General features: G+C 71.6%; 12 protein-coding genes and 2 tRNA genes. 11 read left to right on the forward strand and 3 right to left on the reverse strand.

Translation table 11 applies throughout. The features are described from left to right. The first annotated feature begins 257 nt into the window (after positions 1-257). From ACIGNX_RS19640 to cimA, 3 genes are all read left to right on the forward strand, one after another. Positions 258-3,596 carry a S8 family serine peptidase gene (locus tag ACIGNX_RS19640; protein ID WP_396541989.1) on the forward strand — a complete coding sequence of 1,113 codons (3,339 nt, stop codon included), beginning with the start codon at positions 258-260 and terminating at the stop codon, positions 3,594-3,596. A gap of 228 nt (positions 3,597-3,824) precedes the next feature. Further along, positions 3,825-4,862: a 3-isopropylmalate dehydrogenase gene (locus ACIGNX_RS19645; RefSeq protein ID WP_073891631.1), complete on the forward strand. Its 1,038-nt coding sequence runs from the start codon at positions 3,825-3,827 to the stop codon at positions 4,860-4,862. 424 nt (positions 4,863-5,286) lie between these two features. Further along, positions 5,287-6,897 carry a citramalate synthase gene (gene cimA, locus ACIGNX_RS19650; protein ID WP_396541991.1) on the forward strand — a complete coding sequence of 537 codons (1,611 nt, stop codon included), beginning with the start codon at positions 5,287-5,289 and terminating at the stop codon, positions 6,895-6,897. On the opposite strand, the gene ACIGNX_RS19655 is transcribed toward cimA, so the two are convergent. Further along, positions 6,878-7,498, reverse strand: coding sequence for a S1 family peptidase (locus tag ACIGNX_RS19655; RefSeq protein ID WP_396541993.1), 621 nt, complete (start codon positions 7,496-7,498; stop codon positions 6,878-6,880). The genes cimA and ACIGNX_RS19655 overlap by 20 nt on opposite strands. Before the next feature lie 57 nt (positions 7,499-7,555). Between ACIGNX_RS19655 and ACIGNX_RS19660 the strand changes: the two genes are divergently transcribed. Then, positions 7,556-8,326 carry a fumarylacetoacetate hydrolase family protein gene (locus ACIGNX_RS19660; RefSeq protein WP_396541995.1) on the forward strand — a complete coding sequence of 257 codons (771 nt, stop codon included), beginning with the start codon at positions 7,556-7,558 and terminating at the stop codon, positions 8,324-8,326. Between the two features lie 4 nt (positions 8,327-8,330). On the opposite strand, the gene ACIGNX_RS19665 is transcribed toward ACIGNX_RS19660, so the two are convergent. Beyond that, positions 8,331-9,653, reverse strand: coding sequence for an FAD-dependent oxidoreductase (locus tag ACIGNX_RS19665; RefSeq protein ID WP_396542457.1), 1,323 nt, complete (start codon positions 9,651-9,653; stop codon positions 8,331-8,333). 14 nt (positions 9,654-9,667) lie between these two features. Between ACIGNX_RS19665 and gltX the strand changes: the two genes are divergently transcribed. The 4 genes from gltX (at position 9,668) to ACIGNX_RS19685 (ending at position 12,338) form a co-directional block, all read left to right on the forward strand. Further along, entirely contained in the window at positions 9,668-11,173 is a 1,506-nt protein-coding gene (gltX, locus tag ACIGNX_RS19670) for a glutamate--tRNA ligase (RefSeq protein ID WP_396541997.1), read from the forward strand. Positions 11,174-11,277: 104 nt separating this feature from the next. Continuing rightward, a complete protein-coding gene (locus tag ACIGNX_RS19675; RefSeq protein ID WP_396541999.1) occupies positions 11,278-12,015 on the forward strand; it encodes an HAD family hydrolase in 738 nt (245 codons plus the stop codon). A 102-nt stretch (positions 12,016-12,117) separates the two neighbouring features. Next, positions 12,118-12,189 (forward strand) — tRNA-Gln (locus ACIGNX_RS19680). Between the two features lie 76 nt (positions 12,190-12,265). Then, positions 12,266-12,338: transfer RNA gene (locus tag ACIGNX_RS19685), tRNA-Glu, on the forward strand. Positions 12,339-12,539: 201 nt separating this feature from the next. Here the strand turns inward: ACIGNX_RS19685 and ACIGNX_RS19690 are convergent. After that, positions 12,540-13,241 (reverse strand): IclR family transcriptional regulator, encoded by a 702-nt coding sequence (locus ACIGNX_RS19690; RefSeq protein ID WP_053723084.1) that lies wholly within the window; start codon positions 13,239-13,241, stop codon positions 12,540-12,542. A 71-nt stretch (positions 13,242-13,312) separates the two neighbouring features. On the opposite strand from ACIGNX_RS19690, the gene leuC reads away from it, so the two are divergent. The 3 genes from leuC to ACIGNX_RS19705 all read left to right on the forward strand — a co-directional run bounded on the left by leuC (position 13,313) and on the right by ACIGNX_RS19705 (position 16,245). After that, positions 13,313-14,716 carry a 3-isopropylmalate dehydratase large subunit gene (gene leuC / locus ACIGNX_RS19695; RefSeq protein ID WP_396542001.1) on the forward strand — a complete coding sequence of 468 codons (1,404 nt, stop codon included), beginning with the start codon at positions 13,313-13,315 and terminating at the stop codon, positions 14,714-14,716. A gap of 15 nt (positions 14,717-14,731) precedes the next feature. Continuing rightward, positions 14,732-15,334 carry a 3-isopropylmalate dehydratase small subunit gene (leuD, locus tag ACIGNX_RS19700; protein ID WP_396542003.1) on the forward strand — a complete coding sequence of 201 codons (603 nt, stop codon included), beginning with the start codon at positions 14,732-14,734 and terminating at the stop codon, positions 15,332-15,334. Positions 15,335-15,543: 209 nt separating this feature from the next. Beyond that, positions 15,544-16,245: an HU family DNA-binding protein gene (locus tag ACIGNX_RS19705; protein WP_396542005.1), complete on the forward strand. Its 702-nt coding sequence runs from the start codon at positions 15,544-15,546 to the stop codon at positions 16,243-16,245. Positions 16,246-16,516 lie beyond the last annotated feature (271 nt).

Raw genomic sequence — 16,516 nt, forward strand, 5'->3', positions numbered from 1 at the left:
CCCCGTAATGGAGTAGCGCCGCCGAGACCTGTCCTTGTATATCGCCGCAGGTCTCGGCGGTGTCACAGTTAACCGTTAGTCGTCAAAACTGTGGTTGCCATCACTCGTTTGGGTTAACTGATCAGCTCGACCGAGCGATTAGGTTCCTCCCACGAGGTTGACCCGGTGCCGTAGAGGGCACGGCACCACGCGGGCAGTGCCCCCACTGGACGAGACGCTGCCTGCCCGGTCGTATCCGACCTCGCTTGGGGCACGTTGTGAGCCGATCTCGCGTTGTCGCCAGATCTGCCGTACCGGTGCTGGCCGCGATCCTCGTCGCCGGTTCCGCCGCGGGTACCGCGCTGGCCGCGGAAGATCCACTGGCACCGCCCGTCGCGACCGCGCGCGGGCTGGATGCGGGCAAGTTGCAGTTGAAGGTGTCCGACCGCCTGTCGTCGGCCAAGGGCCGGGTCACCGCGTTCGTGGAGCTGGAGGCCAAGCCGGCCGTCGACGCGTTCGCCGAGAAGACCAGCCAGGGCGCGACCAAGCAGCAGGCCAAGGACGCCGCCAAGGCCACGAAGAACGACACCGGCCGGGTCACCGACCAGGTCGTCGGCGCCTTGAAGGGCAAGGACTCCGCCACCAAGGAGCTGTTCCGCACCGCGAACGGCGTGCCCGGCGTGGTGGTCCAGGCCGACGCCGCCAAGGTGCGCGAGCTGGCCCAGCGCCCGGACGTGAAGTCCGTGCGCACGGTGGTGCCGAAGTCCCGCCAGAACTCCAACGCCGTGCAGCTGACCAACACGCTCAAGGCGTGGCAGCAGTACGGCAAGCTCGGTGACGACACCCGCGTGGGCATCATCGACACGGGCATCGACTACACCCACGCCGACTTCGCGGGCCCCGGCACCATCCCGGCGTTCGAGGCGATCGACGAGACCAAGGTCGACGCCTCCTACTTCCCGACCCCCAAGGTGGTCGGCGGCTACGACTTCGTCGGCAACGCCTACGACGGCGAGAGCGACGACCCGGCGCTCAACACCCCGAAGCCGGACCCGAACCCGCTCGACTGCAACGGCCACGGCTCGCACGTCGCCGGCACCGCGGCGGGCTTCGGCGTCAACGCCGACGGCAGCACCTTCAAGGGCGACTACACCAAGCTCACCCCCGAGGCGCTCAACGCGATGCGCATCGGCCCCGGCACCGCGCCGAAGGCCCTGCTGTACGCGCTGAAGGTCTTCGGCTGCGAGGGCTCGACGAACGTCACCGCGCAGGCGCTGGACTGGGCGCTCGACCCCGACGGCGACGGCGACTTCACCGACCACCTCGACGTGGTCAACCTGTCGCTGGGCTCCGACTACGGCGCACCGGACGACCCGGACAGCCTGTTCGTGCGCAAGCTCAACGCCTCCGGCGTGCTGACCGTGTTCTCCGCGGGCAACGGCGGCGACCTGTACGACATCGGCGGCTCGCCGGGCAGCACCCCCGAGTCGCTCACCGTGGCCAGCGTCCGCGACTCCTACGTGCTGCGCGACGCGGTCGAGGTCACCGCGCCGGCCGCCGCCGCGGGCCGCAAGCCCGGCCAGTACAGCGTGGCGTTCAACTACGAGGGCCTGAACGTCACCGCGCCGGTCGTGGCGATGAGCGACGCGGCCAACAAGGACGGCTGCCTGCCGTTCTCGGCCGCGGACAAGGCCGCCGTCGCGGGCAAGATGGTGTGGCTGGAGTGGGACGACAACGACGCCACGCGTCGCTGCGGCTCGGTCGGCCGGACCAACAACGCCACCGCCGCCGGCGCCGTCGGCGCGGTGTTCACCTCGAACCTGGAGCACTTCAACGCGGGCATCTCCGGCAACGCGACGATCCCGGTGTTCCAGTTCACCGGCTCGGCCACCGCGGCGCTGCGCCCGGCGCTGGCCGCGGGCACGCTGGTGGTCCGCCAGGCGGGCGAGCTGCGGACCTCGCTGTCCACGTTCGACCCGTCCATCAGCGACACCCCGAGCTCGTTCACCTCGCGCGGCGTGCGCGGCCCGGTCGTGAAGCCGGACGTGGCCGCCCCCGGTGACACCATCGCCTCGGTGCTGGTCGGCTCCGGCAACAAGACGATGGTCAACTCGGGCACGTCGATGGCCGCGCCGCACATCACCGGCATCGCGGCGCTCGTGCGCCAGACCCACCCGGACTGGACGCCGGAAGAGGTCAAGGCGGCGGTCATGAACACCGCCGGCCACGACGTGAAGGCCGACGGCAAGACCTACGCGCCCAACCGCGTCGGCGCCGGCCGCGTCGACGGCAAGGCCGCGGTCGAGAACCAGGTGCTGGCCTACGTGCAGGACGACCCGGGCGCGGTGTCCGCGTCCTTCGGCGTGGTCGAGGTGGCCGGCCCGGTCAACCTCACCAAGACCATCAAGGTCGTCAACAAGTCCACCAAGTGGGTCGACTACACCGTCGGCTACGAGGCGCTGACCCAGATCCCGGGCGTGCGCTACGAGCTGTCGGCGAACACCGTGCGGCTCAGCCCGCGCGGCATCGCCAAGGTCACCGTCGCGCTGAAGGTCGACGACCCGACCTCGCTGCGCAAGACGGTCGACCCGACGGTCGAGGCCAACCACCTCGACGTGCCGCGCCAGTACCTGGCCGACGCGTCGGGCCGGGTCGTGCTCACGCCGACGGCCGGTTCGTCGGTCGCCCTGCGGGTGCCGGTCTACTCGGCGCCCAAGCCGGTGGCCGACATCAACGTGGCCACCAACGTGCGGGTGAACGGCAAGGGCCAGGGCGTGCTGAACCTGACCGGCCGGGCCGTCAACCAGGGCGCGTACAAGTCCCTGGTGAGCGTGCTGGAGCTGCAGGCGTCCTCGCCGCAGCTGCCGGACTGCCGCCGCAACGTGACCACGAACTGCGTGCTGAACAACACGGCCAAGGGCGGCGACCTGCGCTACGTCGGCGTGGCCTCCACCGCCCCGCTGGCCAAGGCGCAGGGCACCCCGCAGGACGCGCTGCTCGCGTTCGGCATCGCGACCTGGGGCAACTGGTACAACCTGGGCAACAACACCGTCCCGTTCGTCGACGTCGACACCAACGGTGACGGCGCGTTCGACTACGAGGTCTACGCCAACAAGCTGACCGACACCGACCTGCTGGTGGCGGCCACCGTGGACCTGAGGACGGGCGCCACGGTCGACCTCCAGGGCGTGAACGGGCAGTTCGGCGACGTCGACACCAACGTCTTCGACACGAACGTGGTGGTGCTGCCGGTGCTGCTGTCGGCGCTCGGCATCGACCCGGCGGCGGACACCTCGCGGATCCGCTACCAGGTCGGCGTGGCCGGGTTCTACGTCGCACCGGGCACGACCGACGGCCTGATCGACTCGATCCCGGGCGCGCTGTCGTTCGACCCGCTCAAGCCCGGCCTGTGGGTGCAGGGCGGCGGCGACCCGGCGCTGTCCTACCAGGCCCGGCCGGCGACCGCGCTCGTGGTCAACCGCAACGCCGACGCGGCGACGCTCGACGGTGCGGACAGCCTGCTGGTCCTGCACCACCACAACGCCACCGGTGACCGGGCGGACGTGGTGAAGGTGCGCGCTCCCGCGACGGTGGGCGGCGTTCGCGCCGCGGGCTGATCGTCGTGCACCGCTCTGGCCGGTCGGGGGTTGCCCCGGCCGGCCAGAGCCGTTTACGCACATCGGGTGACGACCGAACGGGGGCACTGAACCGTTCGGGTGTCCCGCAGTCCGGGAGACATGACCACGGAGGGGTGTTCCGAGTGCGGTTCCGCCGCCTCGGACCGGTAGCCTTTCGCATTGGAAACTAGTCCCGCGCAATGGGACTGATACCTGGGAGGTGTGTGGATGCGGCTCGCAGTGATCCCAGGGGACGGGATCGGGCCCGAGGTCGTCGCCGAGGCCCTGAAGGTGCTCGGTGAGGTCGTTCCAGCGGCTGAGATCACCCGCTACGACCTCGGCGCGGCGCGCTGGCACGCCACAGGTGAGTTGCTGCCGGAGTCCGTGCTCGGGGAGCTCCGCCAGCACGACGCGATCCTGCTCGGCGCGGTGGGCGACCCGTCGGTGCCGAGCGGGATCCTGGAGCGCGGCCTGCTGCTGCGGCTCAGGTTCGAGCTCGACCACCACGTGAACCTGCGCCCGGCCCGGCTCTACCCGGGCGTGCGCAGCCCGATCGCCGACCCGCCGGAGATCGACATGGTGGTCGTGCGCGAGGGCACGGAGGGCCTGTACGCGGGCAACGGCGGCCTGCTCCGCAAGGACACGCCGCACGAGATCGCGACCGAGGTGTCGATCAACACCTCGTTCGGCGTGGAGCGGGTGGTGCGCGACGCGTTCGCCCGTGCCGCGAACCGGCCGCGCAAGCACCTCACGCTCGTGCACAAGACCAACGTGCTCACGCACGCCGGGTCGCTGTGGTCGCGGGTGGTGGAGGAGGTCTCGCTGCAGCACCCGGACGTGACGGTGGCGTACCAGCACGTGGACGCGGCGACGATCCACCTGGTGACCGACCCGGGTCGGTACGACGTGATCGTCACGGACAACCTGTTCGGCGACATCCTGACCGACCTGGCGGCGGCCGTGACCGGCGGCATCGGGCTGGCGGCGTCGGGCAACCTGGACGTGACGCGGCGCAACCCGAGCATGTTCGAGCCGGTGCACGGCAGCGCGCCGGACATCGCGGGCCAGGGCATCGCCGACCCGACGGCGGCGGTGCTGTCCGTCGCCCTGATGCTCGACCACCTGGGCGAGTCGGAGGCGGCGCGGCGGATCGAGGCGTCGGTGGCGTTCGACCTGGCCACCCGCGACCACTCGTCGCCGGGCGCGACCTACGCCGTGGGCGACCGCCTGGCCGCCCTGGTCTCCTCGAACGTCCGCACCGCCTGACCCGGGAGTCCCGCGCTCGACCCGAGAGTCCTACGTTCGCGGCCCGAGAGTCCTACGCTCGGAGCCCGTGAGTTGAACGCTCGACCGACCGACCGGTCTGCCGAGCGTTCAACTCACCGCCGCTGAACGTAGGACTCTCGGCGTTCGGACGTAGGACTCTCGCGGGTGGGTCCGGAGTGGACGGGTTTCCGAGCGGTAGCGTCCACCCATGGAGTGGGACAGGACGTCCGACGCTTGGTATCCGCCGACGGGTTGTGGCACCATCGGGACGTGGCCCTCCACACCGCGATCATTATTTCCCAGCGCGCCGGCTAGTGCTGCCTCCCAGCACCCGGCGCGCCGACCTCTCGCATCCTGCGGGGGGTCTTTTTGTTTTCCCGGACCCCCCGACCCCGGCCACCCGCACCACCACAGGAGCCCCCTCGTGACCCCCCTCGGCGATTCCTTCCACGTCTTCGACACGACCTTGCGGGACGGTGCCCAGCGCGAGGGCATCTCCTACTCGGTCAGCGACAAGCTGGCCGTCGCCCGCCTGCTCGACTCGCTGGGCGTCGGCTTCATCGAGGGCGGCTGGCCGGGCGCCATGCCGAAGGACACGGAGTTCTTCGCCAGGGCCGCGGCGGGGGAGCTGACGCTCAAGCACGCGCAGCTCGTCGCGTTCGGCTCGACCCGCAAGGCGGGCGTCAAGGTCCACGAAGACCCGCAGGTCAGGGCCCTCCTGGACGCGCGGACGCCGGTCGTCACGCTGGTCGCCAAGTCCGACCGCAGGCACATCGAACGGGCACTGCGCACCGACGTGGCGGAGAACTGCGCGATGGTCCGCGACACGGTCGCGTTCCTGGTCGGCGAGGGCCGCCGGGTCTTCCTCGACGCCGAGCACTTCTTCGACGGCTTCGCCTTCGACCAGGACACCGCGCTGCGCGTGCTGGAGTCCGCTGTGGAGGGTGGCGCGGACGTCGTCGTGCTGTGCGACACCAACGGCGGCCAGCTGCCCCTGGGCCTGGCCGAGACCGTCGCCGACGTGGTCGCCCGCACGGGCTTCCGCGTCGGCATCCACTGCCAGGACGACACGTCCTGCGCGGTGGCCAACACCGTCGCGGCGGTGCAGGCGGGGGCGACCCACGTCCAGTGCACCGCCAACGGCTACGGCGAGCGAGCGGGCAACGCGGACCTGTTCGCCGTCGTCGGGAACCTCGTGACCAAGCTGGGCCTGCCGGTGCTACCCGCCGAATCGCTGGCCGAGCTGACCCGCGTCTCCCATGCGCTGGCCGAGATCGCGAACATCGCGCCCGACACCCACCAGGCCTACGTCGGGTCGTCGGCCTTCGCCCACAAGGCGGGGCTGCACGCGAGCGCGATCAAGGTGGACCCGGAGTTGTACAACCACATCGACCCGGACACCGTCGGCAACGGCATGCGGGTGCTGGTCACGGAGATGGCGGGTCGGGCCAGTCTCGAGCTCAAGGGACGTGAGTTCGGGATCGACCTGACCCGCCGGCCCGAGGTGCTGACCGAGGTGGTGCGCAAGGTCAAGGACCTGGAGGCGGGCGGCTGGTCGTTCGAGGCCGCCGACGCCTCCCTTGAGCTGCTCCTGCGGGCGGAGGTGTCCGGCCTCGGCGCGCCGCCGTTCACGCTGGAGTCCTACCGCGTGGTGCTCGACCACCACCAGGACGGCGCGATCGTGTCCGAGGCGACGGTGAAGGTGCACGTCGGGGGTGAGCGCGTCATCGCCACCGCCGAGGGCAACGGACCGGTGCACGCGCTGGACGCCGCGCTGCGCAAGGCGCTCCTGCCGCACCTGTCCTGGCTGGACGCGGTGCAGCTGAACGACTACAAGGTCCGCATCCTCCCGGGCTCGCACGACTCGGCCGAGCACGGCACCGACGCCGTCACCCGCGTGCTGGTCGAGTCCACCGACGGCGAGCGCGAGTGGACCACCGTCGGCGTGCACGGCAACATCGTGGAAGCCAGCTGGCTGGCCCTGTGCGACGCGCTGGTGCACAAGGCGCTGCGGGTCACCCCGTCACCAGCGTGAGCCCCTCCGCCGCCAGCACGCGGTTGAGCGGCTCGAAGTAGGACGTGCCGCCGGTGGTGCAGTTGCCGCTGCCGCCCAGCACGTGCCCCTGGGCCTGGGAGCCGGTGAACAGCGGTGCCCACTGGTCGCCGGGCTCGGTGCACGTGTCGGTGCGGGTCAGGCCGTAGACGACGCCGGTGGGGAAGTTGACGGTGACGTTCCTGGCCTGGACGGTGCCGCAGCGCACCCCGGTGCTGCGGCCCGCCGCGCACACCGACCCGCCGACGGGCGTCTCGGCCGAGCCGGTGACGACGCCGGAGCGCCCGGCGATGGTGGGCCGCTGCACCCAGGCGGTGGTGTTGGTGATCCGGACGAGGGCGTAGGTGGACCGGACCGCCACGACGGGGCCGACGTCCACCCCGTTGGGCCCGCGGACGGTGGCGCCGGCGGTGCCGCAGGACGGGGGCACGAGGAGGTAGCCGCGGGCGTTGAAGCCGTTGGCGCAGCGCCCGCCGGTGGAGGTGCTCAGCGGGGTGCCGGCCTCCAGCGGGGCGGGCGCGAACGCGGCGGCGGGGGTGGCCGCGGCCACGAGCAGGGTGAGGACGAGCAGCAGGGTTCGCATCCCCTCGACGCTAGGCACGCGCGGTGGCGCTGCCAGCCGCCGGTTAGGGTGAACTCCGTGCGCATTGCCCGTATCGCCCAACCCGACGGCCTGGCCTTCGCCGCGATCGAGGGCGAAGGTGACGACCTGACCGCCGTCGAGATCGCCGACGACCCCTTCGCCAACCCGACGTTCACCGGCCGCCGCTGGCCGCTGGCCGACGTCCGCCTGCTGGCGCCGTTCCTGCCGCCCAAGATCGTGGCCATCGGCCGCAACTACGCCGAGCACGCCGCCGAGATGGGCAACGACGTGCCCGAGAACCCGTTGATGTTCCTCAAGCCCAACACGGCGGTGATCGGGCCGAACGCGGACATCAAGCTGCCCGCGGCCTCGGAGCGGGTCGACTTCGAGGGCGAGCTGGCCGTGGTCGTCGGCGTCGGTGGCCGGGACATCCCCGCCTCCCGCGCCCGCCAGTCGATCCTCGGCTACACGATCGCCAACGACGTCACCGCCCGCGACCTGCAGAAGGCCGACGGGCAGTGGACGCGGGCCAAGGGCTTCGACACGTTCTGCCCGCTCGGCCCGTGGGTGGAGACCGAGTTCGACCCGTCCGACGTGGCCATCCGCACGGAGGTCGACGGCGAGGTCAAGCAGGACTCGCGCACCTCGCTGCTGCTGCACGGCATCCCGGAGCTGATCGAGTACATCTCGGCGGTGATGACCCTGCGGCCGCTGGACGTGATCCTCACGGGCACCCCCGCCGGCGTCGGCCCGCTGACCGCCGGCCAGACGGTGTCGGTGACCGTCGAAGGCCTGGGCACGCTGACCAACACCGTCACCAACCGCTGAGGCGTCAGGTCCGCTCGATGCGCTCGGGCGCGCGCCGGGCGAACTCCGGCGCGTGCTCGGGCCGCAGCCCGATCGCCACCAGGAACGCGGGCACGACCTGCAGCCGCGGGAACCGCTGCAGCAGCCGGATCGGCCGCGGCACCCGCCCCCGGGCGGCGTTCGACGTGCCCGCCAGCGTGGGCCTGAGGAACGAGTCCTGGATGCGCCGCTGGGCGGCCTGGGTCACCACGGTCGGCAGCCACCGCCTGCGGCGCACCTTGGCCAGCACCTTCGCGTCGAGCCGGCCGCGCCGCAGCGGCCCGGCCACGATCGCGGCGGCGGCCACCGCGTCCTGCACGGCCAGGTTGATGCCGACGCCGCCGATGGGCGACATGGCGTGCGCCGCGTCGCCGATGCACAGCACGCCGTCGGCGTGCCAGCGCCGCAACCGGTCGAGCTTCACGTCCAGCAGCTTCACGTCGTCCAGCGATTCGATCGTCCCCAACCGCTCCTCCAGCCACGGCACGAGGTTCGCCATGCGCCGCCGGAACGCGGCCACGCCCTCCGCCCGCAGCTGTCGGTCGGTGCCCTTGCGGATCAGGTAGGCGCACTGGAAGTAGTCGCCCCGGTCGATCAGCACGAGCCCGTCGCTCGACCCGAACCGGCCGGTGGCGCCGTTCAGCTCGTCCGCCTCGCGCGGCAGCCGGAACCACCACACGTCCATCGGCGCGCCGAACGAGCGCACCGGCAGCCCGACCTGCTCGCGCACCAGCGAGCGCCGCCCGTCGGCCGCGATGACGAGGTCGGCCGCCAGCTCGCCGGTCCCGCCACCGGCCGTGCGGTACCGGACACCGGTCACCTTCCCGCCCCGCTTGAGCAGCCCGGTGCACTCGGTGTCCATCCGGAGCGCGAACGTGGGCTCCCGCTCGCCGGCGTCGGCGAGCAGGTCCAGGAAGTCCCACTGCGGGACCATCGCGATGTGCTTGTGCGGCCCGGGCAGCCTGCTCAGGTCGGCCATCGTCTGCGGCCCGGCGTCCAGGAGCACCTGCACCTGGTCCACGAGCCGGTGGGGCACCTCGGCGAACGACGGGCCGAGGCCCAGCTCGTCCAGCAGCGTCAACGTCGAGGCGTGCACGGTGTCACCGCGGAAGTCGCGCAGGAAGTCGCCGTGCTTCTCCAGCACCGTGACCTCCACACCCGCCCTGGCCAGCAACAACGCCGCCACCATGCCCGCCGGGCCGCCCCCGACGACCACGACCTGCGTCCTCTCCATGGTCCACCCCTCCGTTTTCAACACCAGTTGAATAACCTCAGCATGCTCCGACGTGCGGCCGCGGTCAAGCCGGATACGCTGATCGGGTCATGAGCGCACCAGCAGCTCCCCAGCGGGCCGCCGGGACCGGCGTCCGGGTCCGCTTCTGCCCCTCGCCCACGGGCACGCCCCACGTGGGGCTCATCCGCACCGCCCTGTTCAACTGGGCGTACGCGCGCCACACCGGCGGCGCGTTCGTGCTCCGGATCGAGGACACCGACGCGGCCCGCGACTCCGAGGAGTCGTACCTCCGGCTGCTGGAAGCCCTGCGCTGGCTCGGCCTCGACTGGGACGAGGGCCCGGAGGTCGGCGGCCCGCACGGGCCGTACCGGCAGAGCCTGCGCCGCCCGCTCTACGACGACGTGGTCCGCCGCCTGGTCGAGGCGGGCGAGCTGTACGAGTCGTTCTCCACGCCCGAGGAGGTCGAGGCGCGCCGCGAGGCGGCGGGCCAGGACCCGAAGCTCGGCTACGACGGCCACGACCGCGACCTCACCGAGGAGCGCAGGGCGGCGTTGCGGGCCGGGGGCAGGCGGCCGGTGCTGCGCCTGCGGATGCCCGACGAGGACATCACCTGGACCGACCTCGTGCGCGGCGAGGTCACGTTCCCGGCGGGCGGCACGCCCGACCCGGTGCTGGTGCGCGCCGACGGCGACCCGCTGTACCCGCTCGTCAACCCCGTAGACGACGCCCTGATGGGCATCACGCACGTGCTGCGCGGCGACGACCTGCTGCCCTCCACCCCGCGCCAGATCGCGCTGCACCGGGCGCTGGCGCGCATCGGCGTCACGTCCGCCGCACCCGAGTTCGGCCACCTCCCGCAGGTGCTCGGCGAGGGCGACAAGAAGCTCTCCAAGCGCGACCCGCGGTCGGACCTGTTCGGGTACCGCGACCGCGGCTTCGTGCCCGAGGGCCTGCTGAACTACCTGGCGCTGCTGGGGTGGTCCATCGCCGACGACCGGGACGTGTTCTCCGTCGCCGAGCTGGTCCAGTCCTTCGACCTGCGCCGGGTCGCCGCCAACCCGGCCCGCTTCGACCCGCGGAAGGCCGAGGCGATCAACGCCACGCACCTGCGCGCGCTGCCCGTCGGCGAGTTCGTCGACCGCGTGCTGCCGCACCTGGTCAAGGACGGCGTGCTGCCGCCCCGGCCGACCGCGGAGCAGCTCGCCGTGCTGGCGGAGGTCGCGCCGCTGGTGCAGGAGCGGCTCGTCGTGCTGTCCGAGGCGTCGCCGATGGTGCGGTTCCTGTTCGTGCGCGAGCAGGACTTCGCGCCGGAGGGGGACGCCGCCGCCCGGGCGCTGGGCGAGGGCGCCCGGCCGGTGCTCGAAGCGTGCATACCCGCCCTGGAATCCGCTCCCGAGTGGACGGCCGCCGCGATCGAGGAGGCGCTGCGGGCGTCTCTTGTGGACGGGTTGGGGCTCCGGGCGCGCTCCGCGTACGCGCCGGTGCGGGTCGCCGTGACGGGCCGTACCGTCTCGCCGCCGCTGTACGAATCCATGGAACTACTGGGTCGGAGTCGCTCGATCGGGCGATTGCGCCGCGCGCTCGGGGCAATCTGAGTGGTGCGTTCGGGCGGTTCAGGGGTGCTTGACCGTGCAAGAACCCCGAGATATCACCTCTCTGGTCGAGTCGGACGAGGGGTGAGCGCACCTAGCCTCACGGGGTGACAACCGCAGCCCCGACTTCCACCCCTCGGAGAACCGGCGAGATCCGGGCGGTGTGCCTCGACGTCGACGACACCCTGGTCGACTACAGCACCTCGTCCCGGGCCGCCCTGGCCGCGATGGTCGGCAACGCCGACGCCTGGCCGCTGTGGCAGCGCATCACCGATGAGCACTGCGAACGGCTCCTCGCCGGCGAGCTCGAGTACGAGACGATGCGCAACATCCGCACCCGCGCGTTCTTCGCGGCCCTGGGCGAGGAGTTGGACCAGGAGGAGGCGACCCGCCGGGAACTGCGCCGGCAGGAGGTCCTCGCCTCCGGCTGGCGGCTGTTCCCCGACGTGGTGCCGTGCCTGGAGTGGCTGCGGGCCACCGGCCTGCCCATGGCGGCCGTGAGCAACGCCTCAGGACGCCACCAACGGGTGAAGATCGCGGCGCTCGGCCTGGCCCAGTACTTCGACACCGTCCTCATCGCGGGCGAGGTCGGCGCGGCCAAGCCGGACCGGGTGATCTTCGACACCGCGTGCGCGGACCTGGGCGTCGAACTGGGTGACACGGTGCACATCGGCGACCGCCTCCACGCCGACGCCATCGGCGCGCGCGACGCCGGCATGAAGGGCGTCTGGCTCAACCGCCACGGTCCCCGCGAAGGCGCGCTGCCGGCCGGCATCTCGGCCATCAGCAGCCTGGCTGAGCTGCCCGAACTCCTCGTCTGCGAGCTGTCGACCGCCTCGGCGTGACCCCGATTTCCGTTCCGCCGGGCCCGTGGTCTAGTATTCCTCCCGGCGGAACGGAGAGGCCCCCGCGAGCGAGAGCGACGGGGAGCCGGGCCGGGAAACCAATGGGGTATGGTGTAATTGGCAGCACGACTGATTCTGGTTCAGTTAGTCTAGGTTCGAGTCCTGGTACCCCAGCTGCACGGTAGAGAACAGAGTGTGGTAAGCTACCGGCACCGCAGGACAGCAAGACAAAATTAAATGGAAAGTTCCTGGCCCCGTCGTCTAGCGGCCTAGGACGCCGCCCTCTCAAGGCGGTAGCGTGGGTTCGAATCCCATCGGGGCTACAGATCCGGGAGATCCCTGTTTCGCTTACGCGAAACGGGGATCTTTCGCATTGTCTCCCGGGGGTCCGACCCCCGGACCCCCGGGCAGGTGGGCTCCGCCCCCTGCACCCCCGTGCCCGAAGGGCACCGATCCGGCTCAACCGCGCACCTCGCCCCCGTCGCGGTGCAGGTGACGGGGGCGAGGCGTGCTCGGAGCGGGGATTACAGGCGGGATTGGAGGGCTTCGGCGGCGGCCAGCAGGTCGGCGGCCCAGCGGGCGCCCGGGCGGCGGCCCATGCGGTCGATCGGGCCCGAAACGGAGACCGCGGCGACGACCGAACCGGTGCTGTCGCGCACCGGCGCGGAAACCGATGCCACGCCCGGTTCGCGTTCCGCCACGGATTGCGCCCAACCCCGGCGGCGGACTTCCAACAATGTGCGCTCGCCGTAAACCGCGTCCGCGAGAACCGAACGCTGGGTTCCCGGATCGGCCCACGCCGCCAATACCTTCGCGCCCGAACCCGCCGTCATCGGCAATCGCGCGCCGATCGGCACGGTGTCGCGCAAACCACTCGGCGGTTCCGCCGAGGACACGCAGATCCGCTGCATCCCGTCCCGCCGGTACAACTGGACGCTCTCGCCCGTGATGTCGCGCAACCTCGGCAACACCGAGGACGCCGCGTCGAGCAGCGGGTCGGTGGCCCCGCCCGCCAGCTCCGCCAGTGCCGCGCCCGGACGCCACCGGCCGTCCGAACCCCGTCGCAGCAACCGGTGCACCTCGAGCCCGACCGCCAACCGGTGCGCCGTAGCCCTCGGCAAGCCCGTCCGGTTGCACAACTCGGCGAGCCCACACGGATCCTTTGCGACGGCGTTCAAGACAGCCACTGCCTTGTCCAGCACGCCGATCCCGCTATGCTGTCCCACAAGCCGATACTAACTTCCCACTGTCTGGGAAGTCCAGATCTATCGACTGTCCAGATCTTGGGAGAGTTGCGATGAGCCGCACGCTCGCGGAGAAGGTGTGGGAAGCACACGTCGTGCGCCACGGCAGTGGCGCGGAGCCGGACCTGCTCTACATCGACCTCCACCTGCTGCACGAAGTGACCAGCCCGCAGGCCTTCGACGGCCTGCGCCTGGCGGGCCGCCGGATCCGCCGACCGGACCTCACGATCGCCACCGAGGACCACAACGTCCCGACGGTCGACATCGAGCTCCCCATCGCCGACCCGGTCTCGCGCACGCAGGTGGAGACGCTGCGCAAGAACTGCGCGGAGTTCGGCGTGCGGCTGCACCCGATGGGCGACGCCGAGCAGGGCATCGTCCACGTCGTCGGCCCGCAGCTGGGCCTGACCCAGCCCGGCATGACCGTCGTCTGCGGTGACAGCCACACGTCCACGCACGGCGCGTTCGGCGCGCTGGCCTTCGGCATCGGCACGTCCGAGGTCGAGCACGTGATGGCCACCCAGACGCTGCCGCTGCGGCCGTTCAAGACCATGGCCATCACCGTCGACGGCGAGCTGCGGCCCGGTGTCACGGCCAAGGACATCATCCTCGCGGTCATCGCGCGGATCGGCACCGGCGGCGGCCAGGGCTACGTCCTGGAGTACCGGGGCAGCGCGATCGAGGCGCTGTCCATGGAAGCGCGGATGACCGTGTGCAACATGTCGATCGAGGCCGGGGCCCGCGCGGGCATGATCGCGCCGGACCAGACCACGTTCGACTACCTCGCCGGTCGCCCGCACGCCCCCTCGGGCACGGACTGGGACGCGGCCGTCGAGTACTGGAAGACGCTGCGCACCGACGAGGACGCCGAGTTCGACGCCGAGGTCCGCCTCGACGCCGCCGAGCTGACCCCGTTCGTCACCTGGGGCACCAACCCCGGCCAGGGCCTGCCGCTGGGCGCCGCGGTGCCCGACCCCGAGGCCATCGTCGACGAGAACGAGCGCGTGGCCGCCGAGAAGGCCCTGGCCTACATGGGCCTGGAGCCGGGCACCCCGCTGCGCGACATCCACGTCGACACCGTGTTCCTCGGCTCGTGCACGAACGGCCGCATCGAGGACCTGCGCGCGGCGGCGGACGTCCTGCGCGGCCAGAAGGTGGCCGACGGCGTGCGGATGCTCGTCGTGCCCGGGTCCATGCGGGTGCGCGCGCAGGCCGAGGCCGAGGGCCTGCACGAGGTGTTCCTGGCCGCGGGCGCCGAGTGGCGCCAGGCGGGCTGCTCGATGTGCCTGGGCATGAACCCGGACCAGCTCAAGCCGGGCGAGCGCAGCGCGTCGACCTCCAACCGCAACTTCGAGGGCAGGCAGGGCAAGGGTGGTCGCACCCACCTGGTTTCGCCACTCGTGGCCGCCGCCACCGCCGTGCGCGGCACCCTGTCCTCGCCCGCCGACCTGGTCTGAGGGAGTTCTACGAACATGGAAGCGTTCACCACGCACACCGGGGTCGGCGTTCCGCTGCGCAGGTCCAACGTGGACACCGACCAGATCATCCCGGCCGTCTACCTCAAGCGCGTGACCCGCACGGGCTTCGAGGACGGCCTGTTCGCCGCCTGGCGCGGCGACGAGCAGTTCGTGCTCAACCAGGAGCCGTTCCGGGCGGGCAGCGTGCTCGTCGCCGGCCCCGACTTCGGCACCGGGTCGTCCCGCGAGCACGCCGTCTGGGCGCTCATGGATTACGGCTTCCGGGTGGTCGTCTCGTCCCGGTTCGCCGACATCTTCCGGGGCAACGCCGGCAAGCAGGGCCTCGTGGCCGCCCAGTGCGAGCAGTCCGATGTCGAATTGCTGTGGAAGCTCCTGGAGAACGAGCCGGGCACCGAGGTGACCGTCGACCTGACCGCGAAGACGGTTGTGGCGAAGGACTTCACCGCCCCCTTCACCATCGACGACTACACCCGCTGGCGGCTGCTCGAGGGATTGGACGACATCGCCCTGACCCTTCGGCACGCCGACGACATCACCGAGTTCGAGCAGCGCAGGCAGGGCTGGTTGCCGACTACCGATCCGCTGCCCGCGAGGTGACCGGGAAGGGGTCGGATTCCCTCCCCAACAGCGGGAATCCGACCCCTTCGAACCCTCCGGCCGCCGCCGGGGTGTCCCTCGACAGGTCGTAATTGCCCACGCCACAACAAGAAATCTGGCGTGGCGATTGGTATTTCCTTGCATATGGGCTTACCGTGGGCAATCAGTCGGCCCGACTAGGGCCGTGAGCGTCCTGGGAGGGACTGAAGGTGAACAAGGCCCAGCTCATCGAGGCGCTCGCCGAGCGCCTTGGCGACAAGAAGAACGCCGCTGCCGCCGTCGACGGCATCGTCGACGTCATCGTCCGCAGCGTCCACAAGGGCGAGAAGGTCAACATCACCGGCTTCGGTGTCTTCGAGAAGCGGGCTCGTGCTGCCCGGACCGCTCGCAACCCGCGCACCGGTGAGACCGTGAAGGTCAAGAAGACCAACGTGCCCGCGTTCCGCGCCGGTTCGACGTTCAAGGACGTCATCAGCGGCACGAAGAAGCTGCCGCGCGTCGCGGCCGCCAAGCCCGCCGCCGCGGCCGCGGCCAAGCCGGCCGCCGCCGGCACGAAGGCGCCGGCGACCCGCGCCACCACCGCGCGTGCCACCACGGCTCGGGCGACGCGCAGCACCGGCACCGCCACGCGTGCCGCCGCGGCCGCCACCAAGGCCCCGGCGACCCGCCGCACCGCGGCGGCCGCGAAGCCCGCGGCCACCGCCACCAAGGCCGCGCCCGCCAAGAGCGCCGCGACCAAGTCGACCGCCGCGAAGTCGACCGCGGCCAAGACGAGCACGGCGGCCAAGCCGGCGGCGGCGACCACGAAGAAGGCGGCCACCACGGCGAAGGCGTCGACGGCGAAGGCCACCACGGCCGCCGCCGCGAAGCCGGCAGCCGCGGCGAAGAAGGCCACGGCCAAGAAGAAGTGAACCCCGGCCGGGTGATCACCGGCCAGGCACGCGGTACCCGCTCAGGGCTCGGTGCGGACGCGCACCGGGCCCTGAGCGCTGTCCACCCCCACAACCCCGTCCCGACCCCGCAGAGCCGTTCTCAGCGCCCGTGCGCCCCATCCCGCGTCGGAACCCCGAACCCGCGTGTGTCGAACCCCCGGGCCCCGTGTGTCGAACTTCCCGGTCCCCTGTGTCGAACGTTCGGGACCACCGAGTTCTGCGTTCGGGTGACGGGGAACGGGCTCGCGCG

It is taken from the genome of Actinosynnema sp. NPDC053489, from assembly GCF_044544865.1.
Classification (GTDB): domain Bacteria; phylum Actinomycetota; class Actinomycetes; order Mycobacteriales; family Pseudonocardiaceae; genus Actinosynnema.